Genomic DNA, 20,362 nt, shown 5'->3' with positions numbered 1-20,362 from the left:
AGAGCAGGTAGGATTCCACAACTGCGGCACTTCTCCAACAGAGCAAGCGTCACCAATTTGTAGCCCAACTACATATTCACGTGCGTCCCATGAAACTCCCTGTCTGGACCCTGCTGGCCGCTCTGGGCGCTGCGCAGGCCGCCCCCGCGGCAGCGGTCGACTGGCGCGACCAGGTGCTGTACTTCGTACTGACCGATCGCTTCGACGACGGCAACCCGCGCAACAACGACCAGGGCCGCGGCGAGTACCGCCCGGGCAGCCTGGAGCACTACCAGGGCGGTGACTTCGCCGGCCTGCAGCGCCGGCTGGACTACCTGCGGGGGCTGGGCGCCACCGGGGTGTGGATCACGCCGCCGGTGGCCAACCAGTGGCTGGACCCGTCGGGCCACAGCGCGGGCTACCACGGCTACTGGGCCGAGCACTTCATGAAGGTGGACCCCCACCTGGGCACGCTGGCCGACTACCGCGCACTGGCGCGGGCGCTGCACGGCCGCGGCATGACGCTGGTGCAGGACATCGTGGTCAACCACACCGGCAATTTCTTCGGCTACCGGCCGGCCGAATGGCGCGCCGACGACCCCACGGCCGGCTACTGGCCCCACCCGGACAGCCCGCCAGTGGCCCGGCCCAGCCAGTGGCCGTTCTCGCTGAATGACCCGCGGCGTGCGGCCGATCGCCGCGCCGGCGTCTACCACTGGACGCCGGATGTCAGCGACTACGCCGACCGCCAGCAGGTGCTGAACCGTCAGATGTCCTCGCTGGATGACCTGGCCACCGAAAACCCGCTGGTGCGGCGTGCGCTGCGGCGCTCGTATGCGCACTGGATCCGCGAGGTGGGCGTCGATGCCTTCCGGGTCGACACCGCGTTCTACGTGCCGCCGGCGTACTTCACCGATTTCATGCACGCGCATGACCCGCAGGCGCCGGGCATGGCCCGTGTGGCGCGGGCACTGGGCAAGCCCAGCTTCTTCACCTTCGGTGAGGGCTTCGGCATCGACGGCCCGGGTCAGGACACGCAAACCCGCCTGATCGAGTCCTACGCCGGCCCCGACAAGCTGGGCGGCATGCTGAACTTCCCGCTCTATGGCGCGCTGGGCGCGGTGTTCGCCAGCGGCCGCCCGCCGGCCGAGCTGGGCGAGCGCATCCAGACGATGATGCGCCTGCACCGCGACCCCTGGCGCCTGCCCAGCTTCGTCGACAACCACGACGTCGACCGCTTCCTGGCTGGTGGCAGCCAGGCCGGTCTGAAGCAGGCCCTGCTGGCGATCTACACGCTGCCGGGCATCCCGGTCATCTACTACGGCACCGAGCAGGGCTTCACCGTGCCGCGCGCCAGCATGTTCGCCGCCGGTGCGGGCTCCGGCGGACGTGACCATTTCGACACCCACGCGCCGCTGTACCGGCTGCTCAGTGAGCTGGCGGCACTGCGCGCGGGTGATGGCCGCGTGTTCTCACGCGGTACGCCCACCGTGCTGCTGGCGCAAGCCGAAGGGGCCGGTGCGGTGGCCTGGCGCACCGACCACGGCGCGCAGCGCGCGCTGGTGGTGATGAACACCGCCGAGCATGAACTGCTGCTCGACGCGCTGGACACGGGCCTGCCGCCCGGCACCCGGCTGCAGGGCCGCTACGGCCTGCAGGGCCAGCCGGCTGATCTGCAGGTGGACGCCCAGGGCCGGGTGAGCTTGCGGCTGCCGCCGCGCGCCGGCATGGTCTGGCGCGCCGCCGGCCAGACCGCGGCCGCACCCGCGCGCGGCCTGGCGCTGAGCATCGACGCCCCGCCCGACGCGCTGCAGCAGGACAGCCTGCTGCTGAGCGGCCGTGCCGACAGCAGCGCCCCCTTCCAACTGGTGGCTGACGGCCGACTCGACCGCGCCGTGACGGTGCAGCCCGGAGCCGACGGCCGTTGGCAGCAGCGCTGGGACGCCGGCGACTGGACCGACCCCGACGCCCGCCACCGCCTGGTGGCCTGGCGCGCCAGCGATGGCGCGCTGTCCGCCCCGGTGACGCTGCGCCTGTGGCAGCCCTGGCTGCCCGCGGCCGAGCACGCCGACCCCGCCGACGACGACCGCGGCCCCAGCGGCCGCTACCGCTATCCGCTGGATGCCAGCTTCGGCACGAGCCGCCCCGGCGATGTGCGCGCCCTGCGTGCCTGGCGCGCCGGTGGCGCCTTGCAGGTCGAGGTGGACATGGCCTCGATCAGCCGCGCCTGGAACCCGTCCCAGGGCTTCGACCATGTGGCCTTCACGCTGTTCATCGAGCTGCCCGGCCAGACCGGCGGCGCGCGCGTGATGCCAGGCCAGGACACCATGCTGCCTGACGACATGGTCTGGCACCGCCGGCTGCGGGTGCATGGCTGGTCGAACGCGCTGTTCAGCCCGGCAGGCGCCGACGCACGGCAGGAGGGCACGCCGGTGGCGCCCTCGGCCCGCGTGCAGGTGGACGCCGCGCAGCGCCGCGTGCGCTTCACGCTTGATGCCGATGCCCTGGGTCGTCCCGCCACGCTGCAGGGCGCGCGCCTGTACCTGAGCACCTGGGACTACGACGGCGGCTTTCGTGCGCTGGCGCCCGAGCCGGCCGCCTGGTCCTTCGGCGGCGGCGCGCCCGGCGCACCCAAGGTGATGGACGACACGCCGGTGCTGACCCTTCGGTGAAGCCGTCAGGCCGGCCGCAAGCGTCGGTGCGTGGCCCGCGCATACGGCACCCAGCGCAGCCGCACCCAGCGCCGCCACATCAGCAGGCCGCGCAGCCACTCGTCGGCCGCGTAGGCCACCCACAGCCCCGGCAGGCCCCAACCCAGGCCGATGCCCAGCGCCCAGCTGCCGCCGGCCAGCACCACCAGCATCGACGCGGTGCCGGCCATCACCGGATAGCGCGCGTCACCGGTGGCACGCAGCGCATTGATCACCACCAGGTTGAAGGTGCGGCCGGATTCGACGGCCACCGTCAGCCACAGCAGGCGCACGCCCATCGCGATGATCGCCTCGTCCCGGGTGAACAGCCGCATCAGCCACGGCCCGGCCAGCGCCACCGCCAAGGCCAGGCCGGTGCTGACCGCCAGGCCCACGCCCATCGCGCGGCGCAGCAGGCGGTCGGCCTCGCGCAGGCGGCCGGCCCCCACCAAGTGGCCCACCACGATCTCCACCGCAATGCCGGTGGCCGCACCGAACAGCAGCACCCCCATCATCACCTGCATCACGTAGGCATGGGTGGCCAGCGCCGCCGCACCCAGCAGGCCCACCACCGCCAGGCTGGCCATGAAGCACAGCCGCCAGGCGATGTTCTCGGCCGCGCCCGGCAGGCCGATGTGCAGCACCGCCGCCAGCTCGGCGCGCGGCAGGCGCCACCAGTCGGCCGCGCGTGGCCGCAGCTGCAGCCGCCGGCCCCACAGCAGCAGGTGCAGGCCCACACCCAGCGCCCGCGAAACCAGCAAGGCCAGCGCAAAGCCGCTCAGCCCCCAGGCCGGCAGCGGTCCCCAGCCCAGCATCAGCGGCAGGCTGAGCGCCAGGTGGGTGGCGTGCATGGCGACGATCACCATCAGCGTGTCGCGCGCCCGCAGGTGCGAGCGCATCACCGCCGCCATCGAGGCGTTCCAGGCGTCCAGCAGCAGCGACAGGCCCAGCCAGCGCAGGAAGGGCTCGGCCAGCGGCAGCACCTCGGGCGGGGTGTTCAGCAGGGCCAGCAGCGGGCCAGCGAACAGCACGCAGGCCAGGCCGGTGCCGCCGCCCAGCCAGCTGCTGGCGCCCAGCGTGGCCAGGGCCACGGCGTCGGCCTGGTCGCGCTGTCCGGCGCCCAGGCGCTGGGTCAGCACCACGCTGGCACCGGCGCCGATGATGCGAAACAGCACGAAGAGCATGGCCGCCAGCTGGTGGGCGATCGCGAAGGCGCCGCCGGCGGCGTCACCGCCGCGCGCCGCCAGTGCGGTGCCGACGATGCCCACGGCCACGCCCAGCCACAACTCCAGGTACAGCGGCCAGATCAGCGGCAGCAGCCGCGGCCGCGGCGCAGCGCCCGGGCCGCTCAAGCGCCGTCCTGCTCGATCGCGAAGGCGGCGCCGGTCAGTGCGGCCAGGGTGTCGGTGATCAGTGCGGTGGGGATGGCGTGCAGGTAGCCACGGAAGCGCCCCTTGGCCTCGAAGCGCTCGCGAAAGCGCGACTGGAAAAAGCGCTCGCCCAGCCGCGGCACGATGCCGCCGCCCACGTACACGCCACCGCGCGCACCCAGCGTGAGCGCCACGCTGCCGGCAAAGCCGCCCAGCATCGCGCAAAAGGTGTCCAGCGTGCGCTCGCACAGGGCATCGACGCCGGCCACGCCGCGCTCGACGATCACCTCGGCCGGCAACAGCTCGACCGCCTGCCCCATGGCCTCGGCCACCGAGGCATGCAGCACCGGCAAACCGATGCCCGACAGCAGCCGCTCGGCCGAGACGTGCTCGAAGCGGGTGCGTGCGGCGGCCAGCACCGCGCTTTCAAATTCGTCGGCCGGGGCCAGTGTGGCGTGGCCGCCCTCTCCGGGCAGTGCCACCCAGCCGTGGCGGGTGCGCGTGACGCCGCCCACCCCCAGCCCGGTGCCTGGGCCGATCACGGCCAGCGTGCCCTCGGGCCGCGGCAGGCCCGGGCCGATGGCGCGCAGCTGCCCGGCGCCCAGGCGCGGCAGCGACAGCGCCAGCGCCTCGAAGTCGTTGAGCACCTGCAGGCGCTCCAGGCCCAGCGTCTGTTGCAGCGCGCGGGCCGAGAAACGCCAGGGGCTGTTGGTGAAGGCGATCTCGTCGTGCCCCACCGCGGTGGCCACGGCCAGCGCGGCGCGGCGCGGTACGGCCGGACCGTCCACCAGCGGCCCCACCTGTTCCAGGTAGGCCCGCACCGCGTCGTGCGGATGGGCGTGGCCCAGCACCGGCAAGGTGCGCACATGGCACACGTCGCCGCCAGGGCCCTCGACCCAGCCCAGGCGGGCATTGGTGCCGCCGATGTCGGCGACCAGCCAGGGACCGTGGGGAACGGTCATGTCAACAGTGGCAAGGTGCGCCGGACTCATGAATCAACTTTAGCAAAACTACACCTGTTTAGACCCGGTGTATCGGCCGCACTTTCCGGTAAGCTGGTCACCAATGTAGTGAAGTTACCAACAAAATCCATCCCCGACAACCCCAGTGCGATGCGCCGGTGTGGCCCTGGCAGGCTGGTGGACAATCGGGCGAACCCAGCCCCTGCGGTCGCCGTCCCATGACGCCCTTCGAGCACCCTCGCCTGATCGCCGACATCGGCGGCACCTACGCCCGCTTCGCGCTGGAAACCGCGCCGGGCCGATTCGACCACGCTGCCTCGCTGCGCTGCGCCGACCACGCCGATTTTCACGCCGCGATCAGCGCCTTCCTGGCCGGCCTGCCCAGCACCACGATCCGGCACGCCGCGGTGGCGATTGCCAACCCGGTGGATGGCGATCTGGTGCGGATGACGAACTACCACTGGCAGTTCTCGATCGAGCAGATGCGCGAGCGCCTGGGCTTCGAGACCCTGGTGGTGGTCAATGACTTCACCGCGCTGGCGATGGCGCTGCCGCGCCTGAGCATGGAGCAGCGCCGCCAGGTGGGCAGCGGCGCGCCGCGCGAGCCCAGCGTGATCGGCCTGCTGGGTTCGGGCTCGGGCCTGGGTGTGTCGGGCCTGATCCCGGCCGCCGACGGCTGGGTGGCGCTGGGCACCGAGGGCGGCCACACCAGCTTCGCGCCGCAGGACGAGCGCGAGATCGCCATCCTGCGCTTCGCCTGGAAGCAGTTTTCGCATGTGTCCTTCGAGCGCCTGTTGTCGGGGTCGGGCCTGGAGCTGATGTACCGCGCGCTGGCCGAGCACGCCGGCGTCAAGGCTGAAGCACTTTCCGCGCCAGACATCACCCAGCGCGCACTGGCCGGCGCCGACCGCGTCTGCATGGACACGCTCGAGGTCTTCTGCGGCCTGCTGGGCACCGCCGCCAGCAACCTGGCGGTGACGCTGGGCGCCTTTGGCGGCATCTACATCGGCGGCGGCATCGTGCCGCGCCTGGGCGAGTACTTCGACCGCTCGCCCTTCCGCGCCCGCTTCGAGGACAAGGGCCGCTTCACCGATTACGTCAAGGCCATCCCCACCTACGTCATCACCGCGCCCAACGCCACCTTTGTGGGCGCCTCGGCCATCCTGGAGGCGCAGCTGCGCTCGCTGGAGACCGGCAGCGGCAGCGCCATCCTCGACCAGATCCGCCGCGCCATCCCGGGCCTCTCGCCGGCCGAGAAGCGCGTGGCCGAGCATGTGCTGGCCCAGCCGCGCACGGTGCTGGGCGACCCGATCGCCGAGATCGCCCGCGCTGCCGAGGTGAGCCAGCCCACTGTCATCCGCTTCTGCCGCTCGCTGGGCTGCGAGGGCCTGTCCGACTTCAAGCTGCGCCTGGCCTCGGGCCTGACCGGCACCATCCCGGTCAGCCACGTGCAGGTGCAGCAGAGCGACTCGATGAACGAGCTGGGCGCCAAGGTGCTGGGCAACACCGCCTCGGCCATCTTGCAGGTGCGCGACCAGCTCAACCGCGAGTCGATCGAGCGCGCGATCGAGCTGCTCAACAGCGCCCACCGCATCGAGTTCCACGCCAGCGGCCACTACGGCGTGGTGGCGCAGGACGCGCAGTTCAAGTTCCTGCGCTTCGGCATCGGCTGCAACGCCTGCACCGACCCGCGCCTGCAGGTGCTGGCCGCCGGCGTGCTGGGCCCGCGCGACGTGGTGGTGGTGATCAGCAGCTCCGGCAAGGTGCCCGAGCTGCTGGAGGTGGTCGACATCGCCCACGCCCGCGGCGCCGCGGTGGTGGCCATCACCGCCAGCCAGAGCCCGCTGGCGCGCAAGGCCGACGCGGTGCTGATCGTCGACCACGACGAGGACGTGGCCACCCACGTGCCCATGGTCAGCCGCATCCTGCACCTGCTGGTGATCGACATCCTGGCCGTGGGCGTGGCCATGCGCCGCCAGGCGCCCAACGAGGACGGCACACAACCCGCCGTGCCGGCACCCGGCCGCCGCCGCGTGGCGCCGGGGGTCAGCGCGTCGACGCCGCTGGCCAGGTTGACATCGCACTCGCGATAGGCTGATCGGCGCGACCCAATCAGATGGCAGCTGGCTGCCCGGAGCAGCCGTAGGCTGCTCCGGGCCGAGGCCCGCACATGGAGCTCCCCCCAGCCCCCCTCCAAGAGGGTGGCTCCAGTCAGAACGACAAAGGGTGGTGCGCCCAGCGTGCCAGCGCTACGCCGGCCGGCAGGCCGGCCCGAAGCTCATGCTGGAGCCCCCTTCTTGGAGGGGGGCTGGGGGAGCTCAACGGAAGAGGGCCCTGCCCACAGCGGCCTACGGCCGCTGTGGGCAGAGATCAGCCAGCCAGCTGCTCATCCAGCCGCTGCTGGATCTGCTGCTGCAACGCCGCCGCCAGCGCCCGCCGCTCAGCATGCACGCTGGCCTGCGGCGGCAGGAAGTCGACGTCGACGCTCAGGCCCTGCGCGGCCAGCACGCGCCACAGGCTCTGCAGCAACGTGGTGTCGCCGATGTACTGCGCCGCCACCGAAAAGGGCTGACCAGGCTCGGCAAAGCGCAGGGCCACCGGCTGGATCGGTGTGGCCACCGCGATCGCGGCCTGCAGCAGGTTGGCGTGGAAGGGCAGCACGGTGGCGCCGGCGCCGGTGGTGCCCTCGGGGAACACCGCCACCGTTTCGCCGCGCTGCAGCGCGGCAGCCATCTCGTGGACCATGCGCATCGCGTCGCGCTTGCGCTCGCGCTCGATGAACAGTGTGCCGGCGCCGGCGATCAGCCAGCCCAGCAGCGGCCAGCGCTTGACGTCGGCCTTGCTGACGAAGCGCGCCTGCGGGCAGGCGGCGTGGATGGCGGCGATGTCCAGCCAACTGACGTGGTTGGCCACCAGCAGCGCGCCACCGGGGCGTGGGGCGCCGTGCACGGTCAGCGTGAGGCCGGCGCGGCGCAGCAGCTTGGCGCTCCACCACTGGATACGCCGCTGCCGGCCTGGCTCGTCCAGGCGCCGCCACAGCAGCGCCATCAGCAGCATGCCGTGCAGCACGTGAAGCACCAGTCCGACGCTGCGGCCCAGCGCACGCAGCGCCGACATCAGGCCAGGTAGGCCACGGTACCGGCCACCACGGTGGCACGCACCCGGCCCGGCAGCGCGGTGCCGCTGGTGGCGAAGTCGAAGGGCGTGTGCTTGCCCTGGCTGCGCAGGCCGGCGGGCTCGACCTGCCAGATGGCGGCGGGGTCGAACACGCACAGGTCGGCCACGCCGCCCTCGGCCAAGCGGCCGGCGCTCTCGGCCAGCGAGCCCAGCGCCTCGCCCAGCACCGCCACCGGGCGGCTGGTGATGCGCGCCAGCGTGTCAGCCAGGCTCAGGCCGCTGTCCTCGCCCCATTTCAGCGTCAGGCTCAGCAGCAGCTCCAGCCCGGTGGCACCAGGCTCGGCCTCGCCGAAGGGCAGGGTCTTGGCATCGGGCTCGACCGGCGTGTGGTCGGAGACCAGCGCGTCGATCGTGCCGTCGGCCAGCGCGGCGCGCAGCGCGGCGCGGTCGGCCTGCTGGCGCAGCGGCGGGTTCAGACGCATCGCCGGATTGAAGTAGCCGATGTCGACATCGGTCAGGTGCAGCGAGTTGATGCTGACGTCGGCCGTGACCTTCAGGCCCTCGGCCTTGGCACGGCGCAGCAGCTCGACACCAGCGGCGCTGGACAGACGGCACAGGTGCACGCGCGCGCCGGTCACCCGCATCAGCTCGAAGATGGTGTGCAGTGCGATCGTCTCGGCGGCCACCGGCACGCCGGAGAGGCCCAGGCGCGTGGCCACCGCGCCGCTGGCCGCTACGCCCTTGCCCAGCCAGCCGTCCTGCGGCCGCAGCCACACGGTGTAGCCGTAGGTGGCGGCGTACTGCAGCGCGCGCTGCAGCACCAGCGTGTCCTGGATCGGCACCTCGGCCTGCGAAAAGCCGACGCAGCCGCTCTCGGTGAGCTCGGCCATCTCGGTGATCGCCTCGCCCTTCAGGCCACGCGTCAGCGCGCCCAGCGGGAACAGCCGGCACAGGCTGAGTTTGCGGGCGCGGAACTTCAGCATGTCGACCAGGCCGGGCTCGTCCAGCGCGGGGTCGGTGTCGGGCGGGCAGACCAGGCTGGTCACGCCACCGGCGGCGGCGGCGTTGAGTTCGCTCTCGAGCATGCCCTCGTGTTCGTGGCCGGGCTCGCGCAGGCGCGCCGCCAGATCGACCAGGCCCGGGGCGACGATGCAGCCGCTGGCATCGATCACGCGCGCCGCGTCGAAACCGGCGGGCGCGGCGCCGATGGCCACGATGCGGCCGGCAGCCACCGCCACGTCGGCGCGCTCGTCACGGCCGGTGGCCGGGTCGATCACGCGGCCGCCTTTGATCAGGATTTTCATGCTTCGTTACCCGCAATGATGGACATCACGGCCATGCGCACCGCGATGCCGAAGGTCACCTGCGGCAGGATCACGCTGTGGGTGCCGTCGGCCACGGACGAGTCGATCTCGACGCCGCGGTTGATCGGGCCCGGGTGCATCACGATGCAATCGGGCTTGGCCAGCGCCAGCTTGTCGGGGGTCAGGCCGTAGTGCTTGAAATACTCGCCGGCGCTGGGCAGCATCGCGCCGCTCATGCGCTCGTTCTGCAGGCGCAGCATGATGATCACGTCGGCGCCGCGGATGCCCTCGGCCATGTCGTGGCACACCCGCACACCCATCTCGCGCAGGTCGCCCGGCACCAGGGTCTTGGGGCCCACCGCGCGGATGTCGGGCACGCCCAGTGTGGTCAGCGCGTGGATGTCCGAGCGGGCCACGCGCGAGTGGACGATGTCGCCCACGATGGCCACGCTGAGCTGGGTGAAGTCCTTCTTGAAATGCCGGATCGTGTACATGTCCAGCAGGCCCTGCGTGGGGTGCGCATGACGGCCGTCACCGGCATTGACCACATGCACATGCGGCGCGCAGTGCTGGGCGATCAGGTAGGGCGCGCCGCTCTCGGAGTGGCGCACCACGAACATGTCGGCGTGCATCGCGCTGAGGTTGGCGATGGTGTCAAGCAGGCTCTCGCCCTTGGAGGCGCTGGACTTGGCGATGTCCAGGTTGATGACATCGGCCGACAGGCGCTTGGCGGCGATCTCGAAGGTGGTGCGGGTGCGCGTGCTGTTCTCGAAGAACAGGTTGAACACGCTCTTGCCGCGCAGCAGCGGCACCTTCTTGACCTCGCGGTCGTTGACCGACAGGAAGGTGCCGGCGGTGTCGAGGATGTGCGTCAGCACGGCCTTGGGCAGGCCCTCGATCGACAGCAGGTGGATCAGCTCGCCGTGGCGGTTGAGCTGCGGGTTGCGCTTGGAGAGCATCGGGGTCAGTGCTCCTGGTCGTTCACGGTGAATGTCAGCGCGCCGCCCTGGGTGCGCGCCAGGCGCAGGCTCTGGTGGGCCGGCAGGGCGACGCGGGCGGCGGCGAAGGCGGGCTGGATCGGCAGCTGGCGGCCGCCGCGGTCGACCAGCACCGCCAGCTGCACGCTGGCCGGGCGGCCAAAGTCGAACAGCTCGTTGATCACCGCGCGGATCGTGCGGCCGGTGTAGAGCACGTCGTCGATCAGCAGGATGTGGCGGCCGTCGATCGCGAAGGGCAGGTGCGTGGCGTCGGTGGTGGCGGCCAGGCCGCGCTCGCCGAAATCGTCGCGGTGCAGGGTGCTGCTGATCACGCCGTGCTGGCCGGCCAGGCCCAGGTCGGCCTGCAGGCGCTCGGCCAGCCAGGCGCCGCCCGACCAGATGCCGACCAGCGAGGTGTCGGGCTGCAGCAGCGGGCGCACGCCGGTCAGCAGCTCGGCATAGAGCGCGTCGGCGTCCAGGTTCAGGGTACTCATGCGCAGGGTTCCCGCAGGAATTGGGACAGGATGATCGCGGCCGAGGCCGCATCGGCGTCGGCCGCACCGGCGGCCAGGGCCTCGGTGGTGGTGTAGCGCTCGTCCACCTCGTGCACCGGCAGGCCGAAGCGGCCCTGCAGTTGGCGGGCGAAGCGGCGCGCGCGGCGGGTATTGTCGTGCTCGGCGCCGTCAGGGTGGAAGGGCACACCCACCACCAGCGCGTCGGGCTCCCACTCCTTGATCAGCAGGCTGATCGCGGCAAAGCGGGCGTCGCCTTCGGCGGCAATGGTGCGCAGCGGCTGGCCTTCGCCCAGCAGGCGGTTGCCGCTGGCCACGCCCACCCGCTTGAGGCCGAAATCGAAGGCAAGAAAGCGGGAACCGGAGGCGCGGGCGGTGGCGCTCGCGGCGCTCACGCGTGCCCCGCTTCCTGCGACAGCATGCGCGGGTCCACCCCCAGCAGGTGCATCGCGCGCTCGTAGCGCTGCTCCACCGGGGTATCGAAGACCAGTGAGGCCTCGGCCGGCACGGTCAGCCAGCCGTTGCGGCCGATTTCCTCTTCCAGCTGGCCAGCGCCCCAGCCGCTGTAGCCCAGCGTGATCAGCAGGCGCTGCGGGCCGTGACCCGCGGCGATGGCCTCCAGCACGTCCTTGCTGGTGGTCATGGCCAGGCCGGCCGGCACCGACAGGGTGCTGGCAAATCCGGGGGTGTCGGCGCTCATCGGCTCGTGGAGCACAAAACCGCGCTCGGTCTGCACCGGGCCGCCAAAGAAGACCGGCTGCGCCGCCAGCGATTCGTCGGGCAGGCTCAGGTCAACCTTCTCGAACAGCGAACCCAGCGTGATGTCGGTGGGCTTGTTGATCACCAGACCCATCGCGCCCTGGGCGTTGTGCTCGCAGAGGTAGACCACGGAGCCGGCGAAATGGCCGTCCAGCATGCCCGGCATGGCGATCAGGAACTGGTGGGTGAGGTTGATGCCGTCCGAGGCCATGCCCGCCATTCTATTTCACGGCGCCTGCCAGGGCCGGCCGATCCGGGCGACACTCGGCGCCATGGACAAGGCACTGGACCATGCGCTGGTCTGGTTCCGGCGCGATTTGCGCGCCGACGACCACGCCGCGCTCTACGCCGCCTGCCGCGCCGCCCGGCAGGTGCACGGCGTCTTCATCTTCGACACCGCCATCCTGGACGCCCTGCCCCGCCGCGACCGCCGCGTGGCCTTCATCCGCGCCAGCCTGGTCGACCTGGACAGCCAGTTGCAGGCGCTGGGCCGCAGCCATGGCGTGGAGCGCGTGCACCTGATCGTGCGCCATGGCGACGCGCGGGCGCAGATCCCGCAGCTGGCCAGCCAACTGGGCGTGCAGGCGGTCTATGCCAGCCACGACGACGAGCCCGACGCGCTGGCCCGCGACGCCCAGGTGCGCGGCCGCCTGGCCGAGCGGGGGGTGGCGCTGCACACGATGAAGGACCATGTGGTCTTCGAGCGCAGCGAGGTGCTGACCGGCAGCGGCACCTCGTACAGCGTCTTCACGCCCTACAAGAACGCCTGGCTGCGCCAGCTGACCGAGTTCTATGTCAAGGCCTGGCCGGTGGCCCACCACGCATCGGCGCTGGCGCCCTGGCCCGCGGCGCTGGGCCAGCCCGGCGTGCCCACGTTGGCCGAGATCGGCTTCGAGCCGCCACCCGCCGATGAGCCCCACCTGCCCGCCGGCAGCGCCGGTGGCGCCGAGCTGCTGGCCGATTTCCTGGGGCGGATCGACCGCTACGACCGTGCGCGCGACTTTCCAGCCATCAAGGGCCCCAGCTACCTGAGCACCCACCTGCGCTTCGGCACGCTGTCGGTGCGGCGGCTGGCGCGTGAGGCCTGGCACCGGATGCAGGGCGGCTCGCGCGGGGCCGAGGTGTGGCTGTCCGAGCTGATCTGGCGCGATTTCTACCACCAGATCCTGCACCACCACCCGCGCGTGGTGGGCCATGCCTTCCGGCCCGAGTACGACGCGATCCAGTGGGAACACGGCAAGCACGCCGAGGCACTGTTCGCCGCCTGGTGCGAGGGCCGCACCGGCTACCCACTGGTCGATGCCGCGATGCTGCAGCTGGCCCGCACCGGCTACATGCACAACCGGCTGCGCATGGTCACCGCCAGCTTCCTGACCAAGGACCTGGGCATCGACTGGCGCCGCGGCGAAGCCTGGTTCGCGCTGCACCTGAACGACTTCGACCTGGCCGCCAACAACGGCGGCTGGCAATGGGCCGCCAGCACCGGCTGCGACGCCCAGCCCTATTTCCGCATCTTCAACCCGGTCAGCCAGAGCGAGAAGTTCGACCCCGAGGGCAAGTTCATCCGCCGCTACCTGCCCCAGCTCGCCGGCCTGTCAGCGCGCGCCATCCACGCACCCTGGCTGGCCAAGCCGCTGGAGCTGGCCGAGGCCGGGCTGCGCCTGGGCGTGGACTACCCGGAGCCGGTGGTCAACCACGACGAGGCGCGGCAGCGCACGCTGGCGCGCTTTGCGGTGGCGCGCGGCGCCAAGGGCTAGGGCCTGTTCAGAAGAACTCGACGTCGCTGGTCTGCACCAGGTCGCTGAGCTCGCCCTCGCGCACCAGCGCGGCATGCGAGCGGACCTGGTTGCGGCCGTGGCGCTTGGCGTAGTAGACCGCCATGTCGGCGCGCTCGACCGCCGCGGGCGGCGTGTCGCCGGAGCGCACATCGGTGTAGCCCACGCTCACGGTGACGTGCTGCACCCGCGGGAACACGAAGCCCTCGACCTGGGCACGAAAGCGCTGCAACGCGGCCATGGCTTCTTCCTCGCCCGGGCAGCGCAGCAGCACCACGAACTCCTCGCCGCCAAAGCGGTAGAGCTTGTCCAACGCGCGAAAGCTCTGGCGCATCACCCGCGACAGCAGCAGCAGCACCTCGTCACCGATCAGGTGGCCGTGCTGGTCGTTGACCTGCTTGAAGTGGTCAATGTCGATCACGCCCAGCCAGTAGCGCTGCTCGCGCACCAGACGCCGCTCGGGCTCGTCGCCCATCTGGCTCAGCGGCAGCGCCGAGGCCCGGTAGAAGGTGTCGTCAAAGCTCTTGCGGTTGAGCAGCCCGGTCAGGGTGTCGCACTCGGTGTAGTCGAGCAGGCTGACCAGGTTGCGGTAGATGTCCAGCAGGCCGCGCACATCGGCCAGGGCAGTGTCATCGGGCAGGGCGCTGGTGCGCGCCTCAACCACGCCCAGCACGCCGGCGCTGCCGCGCAGCGGCAGCAGGGTCAGGCTGGCGGTGGCCGGCGGCGGCTCGGCGGCGCGCATGCAGTCGCGCCAGGTGGGCTGATCGTCCAGGGTCGGCAGGTCGCGCAGCTCGACCCAGGACGGGTCGGCGCAGGTCGCTTCTTCCGCCGGGCCCACCTGGGCGCCGACCAGCCAGCGCTCATCACCCGGATCGCCCAGCAGGCGGGCGACGCGCACCTCGTCGGCGGCCAGCCGCAGGCGGATGGCCTGTGCCAGGCACAGGTCCATCTCCTCGCGGTTGCGCAGCGCTGTCAGCTGGGTGAGTTGCTCGATCAGACCGGACATGGGCGTTCAGGCAGGCGCCTGCACGGACTGGCGCACCAGCGCCAGCAGGGTGTCCTCATCGTAAGGCTTGCCGAGATAATGGTCCACGCCCAATTCCCGTGCATGGTCGCGGTGTTTCTGGGCGATGCGCGAGGTGATCATCACCACCGGCAGATCGGCCCAGCGCGGCTCGGCACGCACGTTGCGCACCAGGTCGAAGCCGTCCATGCGGGGCATCTCGATGTCGCTGAGCATCAGCGCCGGCCGCTCGGCGGCCAGCATCTCCAGCGCCTCCAGGCCGTCGCGCGCCAGCGCCACGCGGTAGCCCTCGCGCAGCAACAGGCGCTGGGTGACCCGGCGAACCGTCAGCGAGTCGTCGACCACCAGCACCAGCGGCGCTGAGGGTTCAGCGTGGGTGTCGGCCTCGGGGCTGTGCTGCGGCGCCGCGGTGGACACCTGGGCCAGGCGGGCACGGGCCTGATCGCCATAGACCGCCGCCAGCGCCACCGGGTTGTAGATCAGCACCGTCTGGCCGCTGGGCAGCAGCGACATGCCGGCCAGGCCGGGCAGGCGCGCCAGCTGCGGGCCGAGGTTCTTGACCACCACTTCCTGGTTGCCCTGGATGTCGCGCACATGCACCACCACCCGTTGCGCGGCCGAACGGATCACCAGCACCTGGGCGGTGCGGCCCTCGATCTGGCCGCGCTCGGCCAGTTGCAGCAGCGCGCCCAGCCAGAAGAAGGGCAGGTCACGGCCGTTGTGGGCCAGCACGCCGCTGGCATAGGCCGCTTCCAGCTCGGCCGGCGTGATGCGCCGCACCTGCTCGACCAGGATGGACGGCACCGCCACCACCTGGCCACCCACGTCCAGCGGCACCACCTGGGTGACGGCGGTGGTCAGCGGCAGGATCAGCCGGAACGACGTGCCCTGACCGGTGGCCGACGAGGTCTCGACGCGGCCGCCCATGGCGGTCACCTCGGAGCGCACCACGTCCATGCCGATGCCGCGGCCGGCCAGTTCGGTCACCTCGTCCGCGGTGGTGAAGCCGGGGCGGAAGATCAGCTGCGCCAGCTCGGTCTCGGTGGGCCGGTCCTCGGCGCCCAGCAGGCCGGCAGCACGGGCGCGCTCGGCGATGCGGGCCAGATCCAGCCCGGCGCCGTCATCGCGCACCTCGATGCGCACCTCGTTGCCTGAGGGCCGCACCGCCACCTCGATGGCCCCGGTGGCGGGCTTGCCGGTGGCCTCGCGCAGGCCGGGCGGCTCGATGCCATGAACCACGGCATTGCGCAGCAGGTGTTCGAAGGCCGGCGTCATGCGGTCCAGCACACTGCGGTCCAGTTCGGCGCTGCCGCCCGACAAGTCCAGGCGGACCTGCTTGCCGGTCTCCTTGGCCGCCTGCCGCACCACGCGGTAGAGGCGGTCGGAGACGGTGTCGAACTCCACCATGCGGGCACGCAGCAGGTCGTCCTGCAGCTCGCGAATCATGCGCGACTGCGCGGCCAGCTGGTCTTCGGCCGTCTGCAGCGACTGTTGCAGGCCGCGCTGCACGGTGCCCACGTCACCGACCGACTCGGTCAGCATGCGGGTCAGCTCCTGCACGCGGGTGAAACGGTCCATCTCCAGCGGGTCGAAAGCCTGGTTGGACTGCCGCGCGGCCTCCATGCGCGAGGTCATCTGGGTCTCGGCCTGCAGGTCCAGGTCACGCAGCTGGCGGCGCAGGCGCTCAAGGTTGTCGGTCAGCTCGCGCAGCTGGCCGCGCATCTGGCCCACCTCGGTGTCGATGCGTGCGCGCGCCGTGCCCACCTCGCCGGCATGGCTGACCAGGCGGTCCAGCAGGCCGGCGCGCACGCGCACCTGGGCCTGGCCGGCAGGCGCGGCGTCGGCCACCGCGGCCCAGGCGGGCGAAGCGACCGGCTGGGCGAAGGCGCTCCAGTCGATGCGCGGCTGGTCCTCGCCCCACAGGGGGGTCTCAACGACCGTCGGCGCCTCGGGCAGCTCGGGCAGCGCCGCAACCGGGGGCGCTTCAGCGGCTGCCTCGGACACCTCGGGCGGCCGTGTGGCCAGGGCCGGCGGTGCCGGCATGGGCTGATCCGCGGCCTCGTCCAGCGTCATCGGCCGGCTGGCCGCGTCGGCCGCCGGGCGGTCCAGCAGGCGCTGCAGTTCCTCGGCCAGCGCGTCGACGCTGGCGTGCAACTGGGCAAAGGCGGCGGCGTCGGGCACGCCGCGCGCGGTCAGCGGCTCGACCGCGGTCTCCAGCCGGTGGGCCATCTCGCCCAGGCGCATCGCGCCAGCCAGGCGGGCACCGCCCTTGAGCGTGTGCAGCGAGCGCATCGCGGCGATGCCGCGGCCGGGCTCGGTGGGCTCGGCGTCCCACTGGCGGACCTGCTCGGCCAGACGCGGCAGCAGTTCGCGGGCCTCGTCGACGAAGATCTCGAAGAGCTCGTCATCGAGGGCATCCACCGCGTCGACATCCGCCACCGACAGCGCCGGCGCATGGGCCAGGCTGGTCGTCGCCACGGGCGGGGCGGGCGGCTCGGGGCTGCGGACCGAGGTCAGCGGCGTGAACTGGACCGCGCCCAGCGCCGTGTCCTCGAAGCCCATCGCGCCGCTGGGCGTTGCGTCGTCGGGCTCGGACGCGGGGTGCAGGCGCTCGGCGCCGGCCTGCTGCTCGTGGGCGTCCAGCCGCGCCAGCAACTCGGCCGGTACCGGCTTCAGGAAGCCGGCGGCGAACTGGTGCAGCAGGCGGCGGATTTCCTCGGCCACATCCAGGAACAGCAGGGCCTCGGCCGGATGGCCCTGGCCGCGTTGCTGGGCGTGCTCCAGCTGATGTTCCAGCCGGCGCGCCAGCGCCGAGAGCTCGTGGTAGCCCACGGTGGCCGAGTTACCGGCCAGCGAATGTGCCAGCGCCACCGCGGTGTCGCTGACCGGCCGCTCCAGTTCGTGCTGCCATTCCGCCAGATCGGTGGACAGGCGGCGTGACTGCTCGTCGGCCTCGTTGAGGTAGATGTTGAACAGTGCGATCGGCACGCGCAGCGCGCCGACCTGCTTGAAGGCATCCGGATCGGGCTCGGGCTCGGATGCCGGGGCGTGCCGGCTGGCATCGTGCACCAGGGTCAGCACCGGTGCAGCCACCGGGGCGGTGGCGGTTTCCGGGCGGGTGTCCAGCGCGTCCAGGTCCAGCTCGAAATCGATCGCCTCGGCGTCTGGCGCCGGGGGCGCCGGGGGCGGCTCGGTCGGCTCGGTCGGCTCGGTCGGCTCGGTCAGGTCGGCCGCTGCGGCCTCGCTGAGGTCCAGGTCCAGCGTCAGATCCAGATCCAGACCCGGCATCGGCGGCAGCTCGGGCAGCGGCATCGGCTCGGTTGGCTGGTCGAAGCCGTCGGGCGGCGGTGCAGGCTCCACCACCTCCAGGTCCTCGGGCAGCTCGACCAGGGCGTCGACCACCGGCTCGGGCGGCAGCGCCGCTGGGGCCGCTGGCACCTCGCTGGGTGGGGCCGCAGGCTGGTCGCGCAAGGCATCAGCACGGGCAATCAGCGCCCGGCCGTCGTGCGGGCCATCGTGGCCCAGCGTGCGCAGCGCGCCGGTCCAGGCCTGGAAGGCGTCCAGCGCCTCGGCAGTGAACTGGCGCAGCTCGGCATCGACCGTCGCCTCGGCCTGCGCCAGCCGGGTGTTGTACAGGCGCTCACAGGCCCAGGCGGCCTCGCCGAAGGCGGGCAGCTGGACCATGCGCGAGCTGCCCTTGAGCGTGTGAAAGGCCCGCCGAACGGTGGTCATGGCCTCCAGGTCGGCCGGCCGCTGGGACAGCGCCTGCAGCGCCTCGCGGGCCTGCGCGGCCACCTCGTCGGCCTCTTCGAAAAAGACCGCCCGCATGTCCTCGTCGTCATCGACGGCGACCGGCGGCGGCACGCTGGCAGCGGACGCGTTTGGCTCGTCACGCAGCGCCTGCAGAGCCTGCGCCACGTCGGCGCGCGCCGCTTCGGCCGACTCGGCCTGCTGCAATGCCTCACGGGCCTGGGCGGTGGCCTGGGCCAGCGCCGGGTCTTCGGCGGCCGCGGCGTGGTGCGACAGCAGCTCCAGCCGGTGCGCCAGGTCGGCCGGGCTGATCGCCTGCTGGTCGAGGTCGCCGGCCAGGGCCTGGGCGCGCTCGCGCAGCGCCGGCTCGGCGGCCACCGCGGCGGGCGCGCTGCTGGCGTGGGTGCGACCCATCACCGCACTGAAACGGCCGGTGTCAGCGTCAAAGCGGAACAGCGTGCGCGCCAGCTGCGGCTGCACGCCCAGCAGGTCGATCAGGAAGGACATCACGCCCAGGTTGTCGGCCAGGCGCGCGGCGGCATCGCCGGACTCGTCGCCGGCCAGCAACTGGTCCACGTCCTGGCGCATGCGCTGCACGGCCTGCGAGGCCGGACCCAGGCCCAGCACGCCCAGCACTCCGCGCATCGTGGCCAGCTGGGCGGGCACCGGGATCAGCAGCTCGCGCTCCTGCGGGTGGCGGTGGTAGCGGTCGAGCTGCTGCTCGACCTCGGCCAGCGCGGCGCGCAGTTCCTGCACCACGCTGCCCATGGTCTGGCGGTCGGAGACTTCGCGGTAGAGCGCCTCCATCCAGGGCTCGATCGGCTCGGCGCCCTGCCCGCTCAGCAGGCCCTGCAGGCGCTGCGAGAGGCGCTGGATGCGCTGGCCCAGGTCGGCCTGGCCGAGGTCGTCGAGCGAGGCGTCCAGGCACAGCAGCGCGGTGGCCATCTCCATCGACAGCTCGGTGCCCGGGGCCTTTTGCGCGCCGGCGCAGTGCTGCACGGCGTCGACCAGGGCCCGCGCCAACGCGTCGCCGCTGGGGTAGAGCTGGCGCACCGATTCAGCCACCAGCGCCACCTGCTCGCTGCAGGCGGGCAGCACGCCATCATCGCCCGAGGCGGCCACGGCCCAGATGTCCTTGAAGGCGCCAAAGCGCCGACGCGCCTGCGGCACCAGCGCCGGGTCGAAGCGGCCCAGCGGGCTGTCGTCGTAGTCGACCCGGTCCAGCGCCGGCAACGCCAGGCGCTGGCGCACGGCGGCCAGGCGCGGCGCGGCATCTGGCCCGCCGGAGCGCGCACGGGCGCAGAAGAAGCTGAGGTCCTGCAGCAGCCGCTGCGGCACGATGTCGGCGCCCTTGGCACTGGCCCGCAGCTGCGACAGCAGGCGCGAACCCAGGCGCTGCACATGCACGTCCGGGCTCAGCAGGCGCCAGGCCTGGGCCTCGTAGAAGGCACTGGCCAGACGCCACAGCACGGCATGGCTGGCGTCGGGCGCGCCGCTGGCCATGCCGGCGAAGATGCGGCTCAGCCGCGCCTGGGCATCGACCTGGCCGCGCATCGCCGGCAGCAGCGAGCCTTCGATGGCGGCGCCCACGCGCGGATCGTCGGCCAGCAGCGGTGCGGCGTCGGCGGCCAGCTCGGACAAGCGCTCGGCGCCCGGTGCCTGCCACAGGTCGGCCGGGTGGATGCGCTCGGCGCCGGCCATGGTCATGACCGTGCGGTAGGCCGGGAACAGCGCCAACGAGGACACGTCCTGACCGTTGAGTCGGCGCCCCAGGTAATCGAGCAGCGCAAAGGACAGGCGCTCCAGCGCCGCCACCTGGTCGGCCTGCAGGGCCGAGCCCTCGGCCCCCAGGCGCTGCAGCAGTTGCTCGCTGGCCGACAGGCAGGTGGCCGCGACCGGCTGGCCGATCATCGCCAGCACGCCGCAGCCCTGGTGCACCAGGCTGCGCGCCTGCTGCAGCGCGGGCGTGACCACCAGGCCCTCGCCTGGGTTGCCATGGCGCAGGTCCTGGTCGCGCAGCAGCCGGCGCAGGGCCTTGTGCGTGGTGTCCAGGCTGCGCCGCAGCTCGTCCAGCACCCAGGCCAGCGCGGTCAGGTCGCCGTCGGCGGGCGGGGCGTCCGGGGTCAGGGCCGGGTCGTGCATG

The 20,362-nt window shown here is 72.3% G+C and carries 13 protein-coding genes; 3 read left to right on the top strand and 10 right to left on the bottom strand.

Annotated elements, in window-relative coordinates; genetic code table 11:
* Nucleotides 1–89 precede the first annotated feature (89 nt).
* Nucleotides 90–2,651: an alpha-amylase family glycosyl hydrolase gene (locus tag KAK06_RS14545; RefSeq protein ID WP_210802837.1), complete on the top strand. Its 2,562-nt coding sequence runs from the start codon at nucleotides 90–92 to the stop codon at nucleotides 2,649–2,651.
* Nucleotides 2,652–2,656: 5 nt separating this feature from the next.
* Here KAK06_RS14545 and KAK06_RS14540 read toward each other — a convergent pair whose 3' ends face one another.
* Together KAK06_RS14540 and glk are read right to left on the bottom strand one after the other, a co-directional pair.
* Nucleotides 2,657–4,021, bottom strand: a complete 1,365-nt coding sequence (locus tag KAK06_RS14540) for an MATE family efflux transporter (RefSeq protein ID WP_247652871.1) — start codon at nucleotides 4,019–4,021, stop codon at nucleotides 2,657–2,659.
* Nucleotides 4,018–5,001, bottom strand: a complete 984-nt coding sequence (gene glk / locus KAK06_RS14535; RefSeq protein ID WP_210802836.1) for a glucokinase — start codon at nucleotides 4,999–5,001, stop codon at nucleotides 4,018–4,020. Before glk ends, KAK06_RS14540 begins: the two co-directional genes overlap by 4 nt.
* Nucleotides 5,002–5,219: 218 nt before the next feature.
* Here glk and KAK06_RS14530 point away from each other — a divergent pair, with 218 nt between their 5' ends.
* Nucleotides 5,220–7,094 carry a glucokinase gene (locus KAK06_RS14530; RefSeq protein WP_210802835.1) on the top strand — a complete coding sequence of 625 codons (1,875 nt, stop codon included), beginning with the start codon at nucleotides 5,220–5,222 and terminating at the stop codon, nucleotides 7,092–7,094.
* Nucleotides 7,095–7,371: 277 nt separating this feature from the next.
* Here KAK06_RS14530 and KAK06_RS14525 read toward each other — a convergent pair whose 3' ends face one another.
* The 6 genes from KAK06_RS14525 to KAK06_RS14500 are packed head-to-tail and all read right to left on the bottom strand — an operon-like array spanning nucleotide 7,372 to nucleotide 11,881.
* Nucleotides 7,372–8,118 carry a lysophospholipid acyltransferase family protein gene (locus KAK06_RS14525; RefSeq protein ID WP_210802834.1) on the bottom strand — a complete coding sequence of 249 codons (747 nt, stop codon included), beginning with the start codon at nucleotides 8,116–8,118 and terminating at the stop codon, nucleotides 7,372–7,374.
* Entirely contained in the window at nucleotides 8,118–9,422 is a 1,305-nt protein-coding gene (locus KAK06_RS14520) for a dihydroorotase (protein ID WP_210802833.1), read from the bottom strand. The genes KAK06_RS14525 and KAK06_RS14520 overlap by 1 nt, the downstream gene beginning before the upstream one ends.
* On the bottom strand, nucleotides 9,419–10,381 hold the full coding sequence (locus KAK06_RS14515; protein WP_210802832.1) for an aspartate carbamoyltransferase catalytic subunit: 963 nt from the start codon (nucleotides 10,379–10,381) through the stop codon (nucleotides 9,419–9,421). The genes KAK06_RS14520 and KAK06_RS14515 overlap by 4 nt, the downstream gene beginning before the upstream one ends.
* A 5-nt stretch (nucleotides 10,382–10,386) precedes the next feature.
* The gene (gene pyrR / locus KAK06_RS14510; protein ID WP_210802831.1) at nucleotides 10,387–10,893 is read right to left on the bottom strand and encodes a bifunctional pyr operon transcriptional regulator/uracil phosphoribosyltransferase PyrR; all 507 of its coding nucleotides are present in this window, start codon (nucleotides 10,891–10,893) and stop codon (nucleotides 10,387–10,389) included.
* Nucleotides 10,890–11,306: a Holliday junction resolvase RuvX gene (gene ruvX, locus KAK06_RS14505; RefSeq protein ID WP_210802830.1), complete on the bottom strand. Its 417-nt coding sequence runs from the start codon at nucleotides 11,304–11,306 to the stop codon at nucleotides 10,890–10,892. The genes pyrR and ruvX overlap by 4 nt, the downstream gene beginning before the upstream one ends.
* Nucleotides 11,303–11,881, bottom strand: coding sequence for a YqgE/AlgH family protein (locus KAK06_RS14500; protein WP_210802829.1), 579 nt, complete (start codon nucleotides 11,879–11,881; stop codon nucleotides 11,303–11,305). Before KAK06_RS14500 ends, ruvX begins: the two co-directional genes overlap by 4 nt.
* A gap of 61 nt (nucleotides 11,882–11,942) precedes the next feature.
* Here KAK06_RS14500 and KAK06_RS14495 point away from each other — a divergent pair, with 61 nt between their 5' ends.
* Complete coding sequence (locus KAK06_RS14495; protein WP_210802828.1) at nucleotides 11,943–13,427, top strand: cryptochrome/photolyase family protein; 1,485 nt, start codon at nucleotides 11,943–11,945, stop codon at nucleotides 13,425–13,427.
* Nucleotides 13,428–13,434: 7 nt separating this feature from the next.
* Here KAK06_RS14495 and KAK06_RS14490 read toward each other — a convergent pair whose 3' ends face one another.
* Together KAK06_RS14490 and KAK06_RS14485 are read right to left on the bottom strand one after the other, a co-directional pair.
* Nucleotides 13,435–14,451, bottom strand: coding sequence for a GGDEF domain-containing protein (locus tag KAK06_RS14490; RefSeq protein ID WP_210802827.1), 1,017 nt, complete (start codon nucleotides 14,449–14,451; stop codon nucleotides 13,435–13,437).
* Nucleotides 14,452–14,457: 6 nt separating this feature from the next.
* Nucleotides 14,458–20,361 carry an Hpt domain-containing protein gene (locus tag KAK06_RS14485; protein ID WP_210802826.1) on the bottom strand — a complete coding sequence of 1,968 codons (5,904 nt, stop codon included), beginning with the start codon at nucleotides 20,359–20,361 and terminating at the stop codon, nucleotides 14,458–14,460.
* Nucleotide 20,362 lies beyond the last annotated feature (1 nt).

The sequence above is a fragment of the Ideonella aquatica genome (genome assembly GCF_018069755.1).
Taxonomy (GTDB): domain Bacteria; phylum Pseudomonadota; class Gammaproteobacteria; order Burkholderiales; family Burkholderiaceae_C; genus Ideonella; species Ideonella aquatica.
Note: the sequence above shows the minus strand (reverse complement) of the source record. Positions and strands in the feature narration are given on the sequence as shown.

What these genes read in the sequence shown, in the direction of transcription:
- KAK06_RS14500 (WP_210802829.1), bottom strand. Translation starts at nt 11,881, where the DNA reads ATGGCCTCGGACGGCATCAACCTCACCCACCAGTTCCTGATCGCCATG.
- glk (WP_210802836.1), bottom strand. Translation starts at nt 5,001, where the DNA reads ATGACCGTTCCCCACGGTCCCTGGCTGGTCGCCGACATCGGCGGCACC.
- KAK06_RS14515 (WP_210802832.1), bottom strand. Translation starts at nt 10,381, where the DNA reads ATGCTCTCCAAGCGCAACCCGCAGCTCAACCGCCACGGCGAGCTGATC.
- KAK06_RS14495 (WP_210802828.1), top strand. Translation starts at nt 11,943, where the DNA reads ATGGACAAGGCACTGGACCATGCGCTGGTCTGGTTCCGGCGCGATTTG.
- KAK06_RS14490 (WP_210802827.1), bottom strand. Translation starts at nt 14,451, where the DNA reads ATGTCCGGTCTGATCGAGCAACTCACCCAGCTGACAGCGCTGCGCAAC.
- KAK06_RS14520 (WP_210802833.1), bottom strand. Translation starts at nt 9,422, where the DNA reads ATGAAAATCCTGATCAAAGGCGGCCGCGTGATCGACCCGGCCACCGGC.
- KAK06_RS14525 (WP_210802834.1), bottom strand. Translation starts at nt 8,118, where the DNA reads ATGTCGGCGCTGCGTGCGCTGGGCCGCAGCGTCGGACTGGTGCTTCAC.
- KAK06_RS14545 (WP_210802837.1), top strand. Translation starts at nt 90, where the DNA reads ATGAAACTCCCTGTCTGGACCCTGCTGGCCGCTCTGGGCGCTGCGCAG.
- pyrR (WP_210802831.1), bottom strand. Translation starts at nt 10,893, where the DNA reads ATGAGTACCCTGAACCTGGACGCCGACGCGCTCTATGCCGAGCTGCTG.
- KAK06_RS14530 (WP_210802835.1), top strand. Translation starts at nt 5,220, where the DNA reads ATGACGCCCTTCGAGCACCCTCGCCTGATCGCCGACATCGGCGGCACC.
- KAK06_RS14485 (WP_210802826.1), bottom strand. Translation starts at nt 20,361, where the DNA reads ATGCACGACCCGGCCCTGACCCCGGACGCCCCGCCCGCCGACGGCGAC.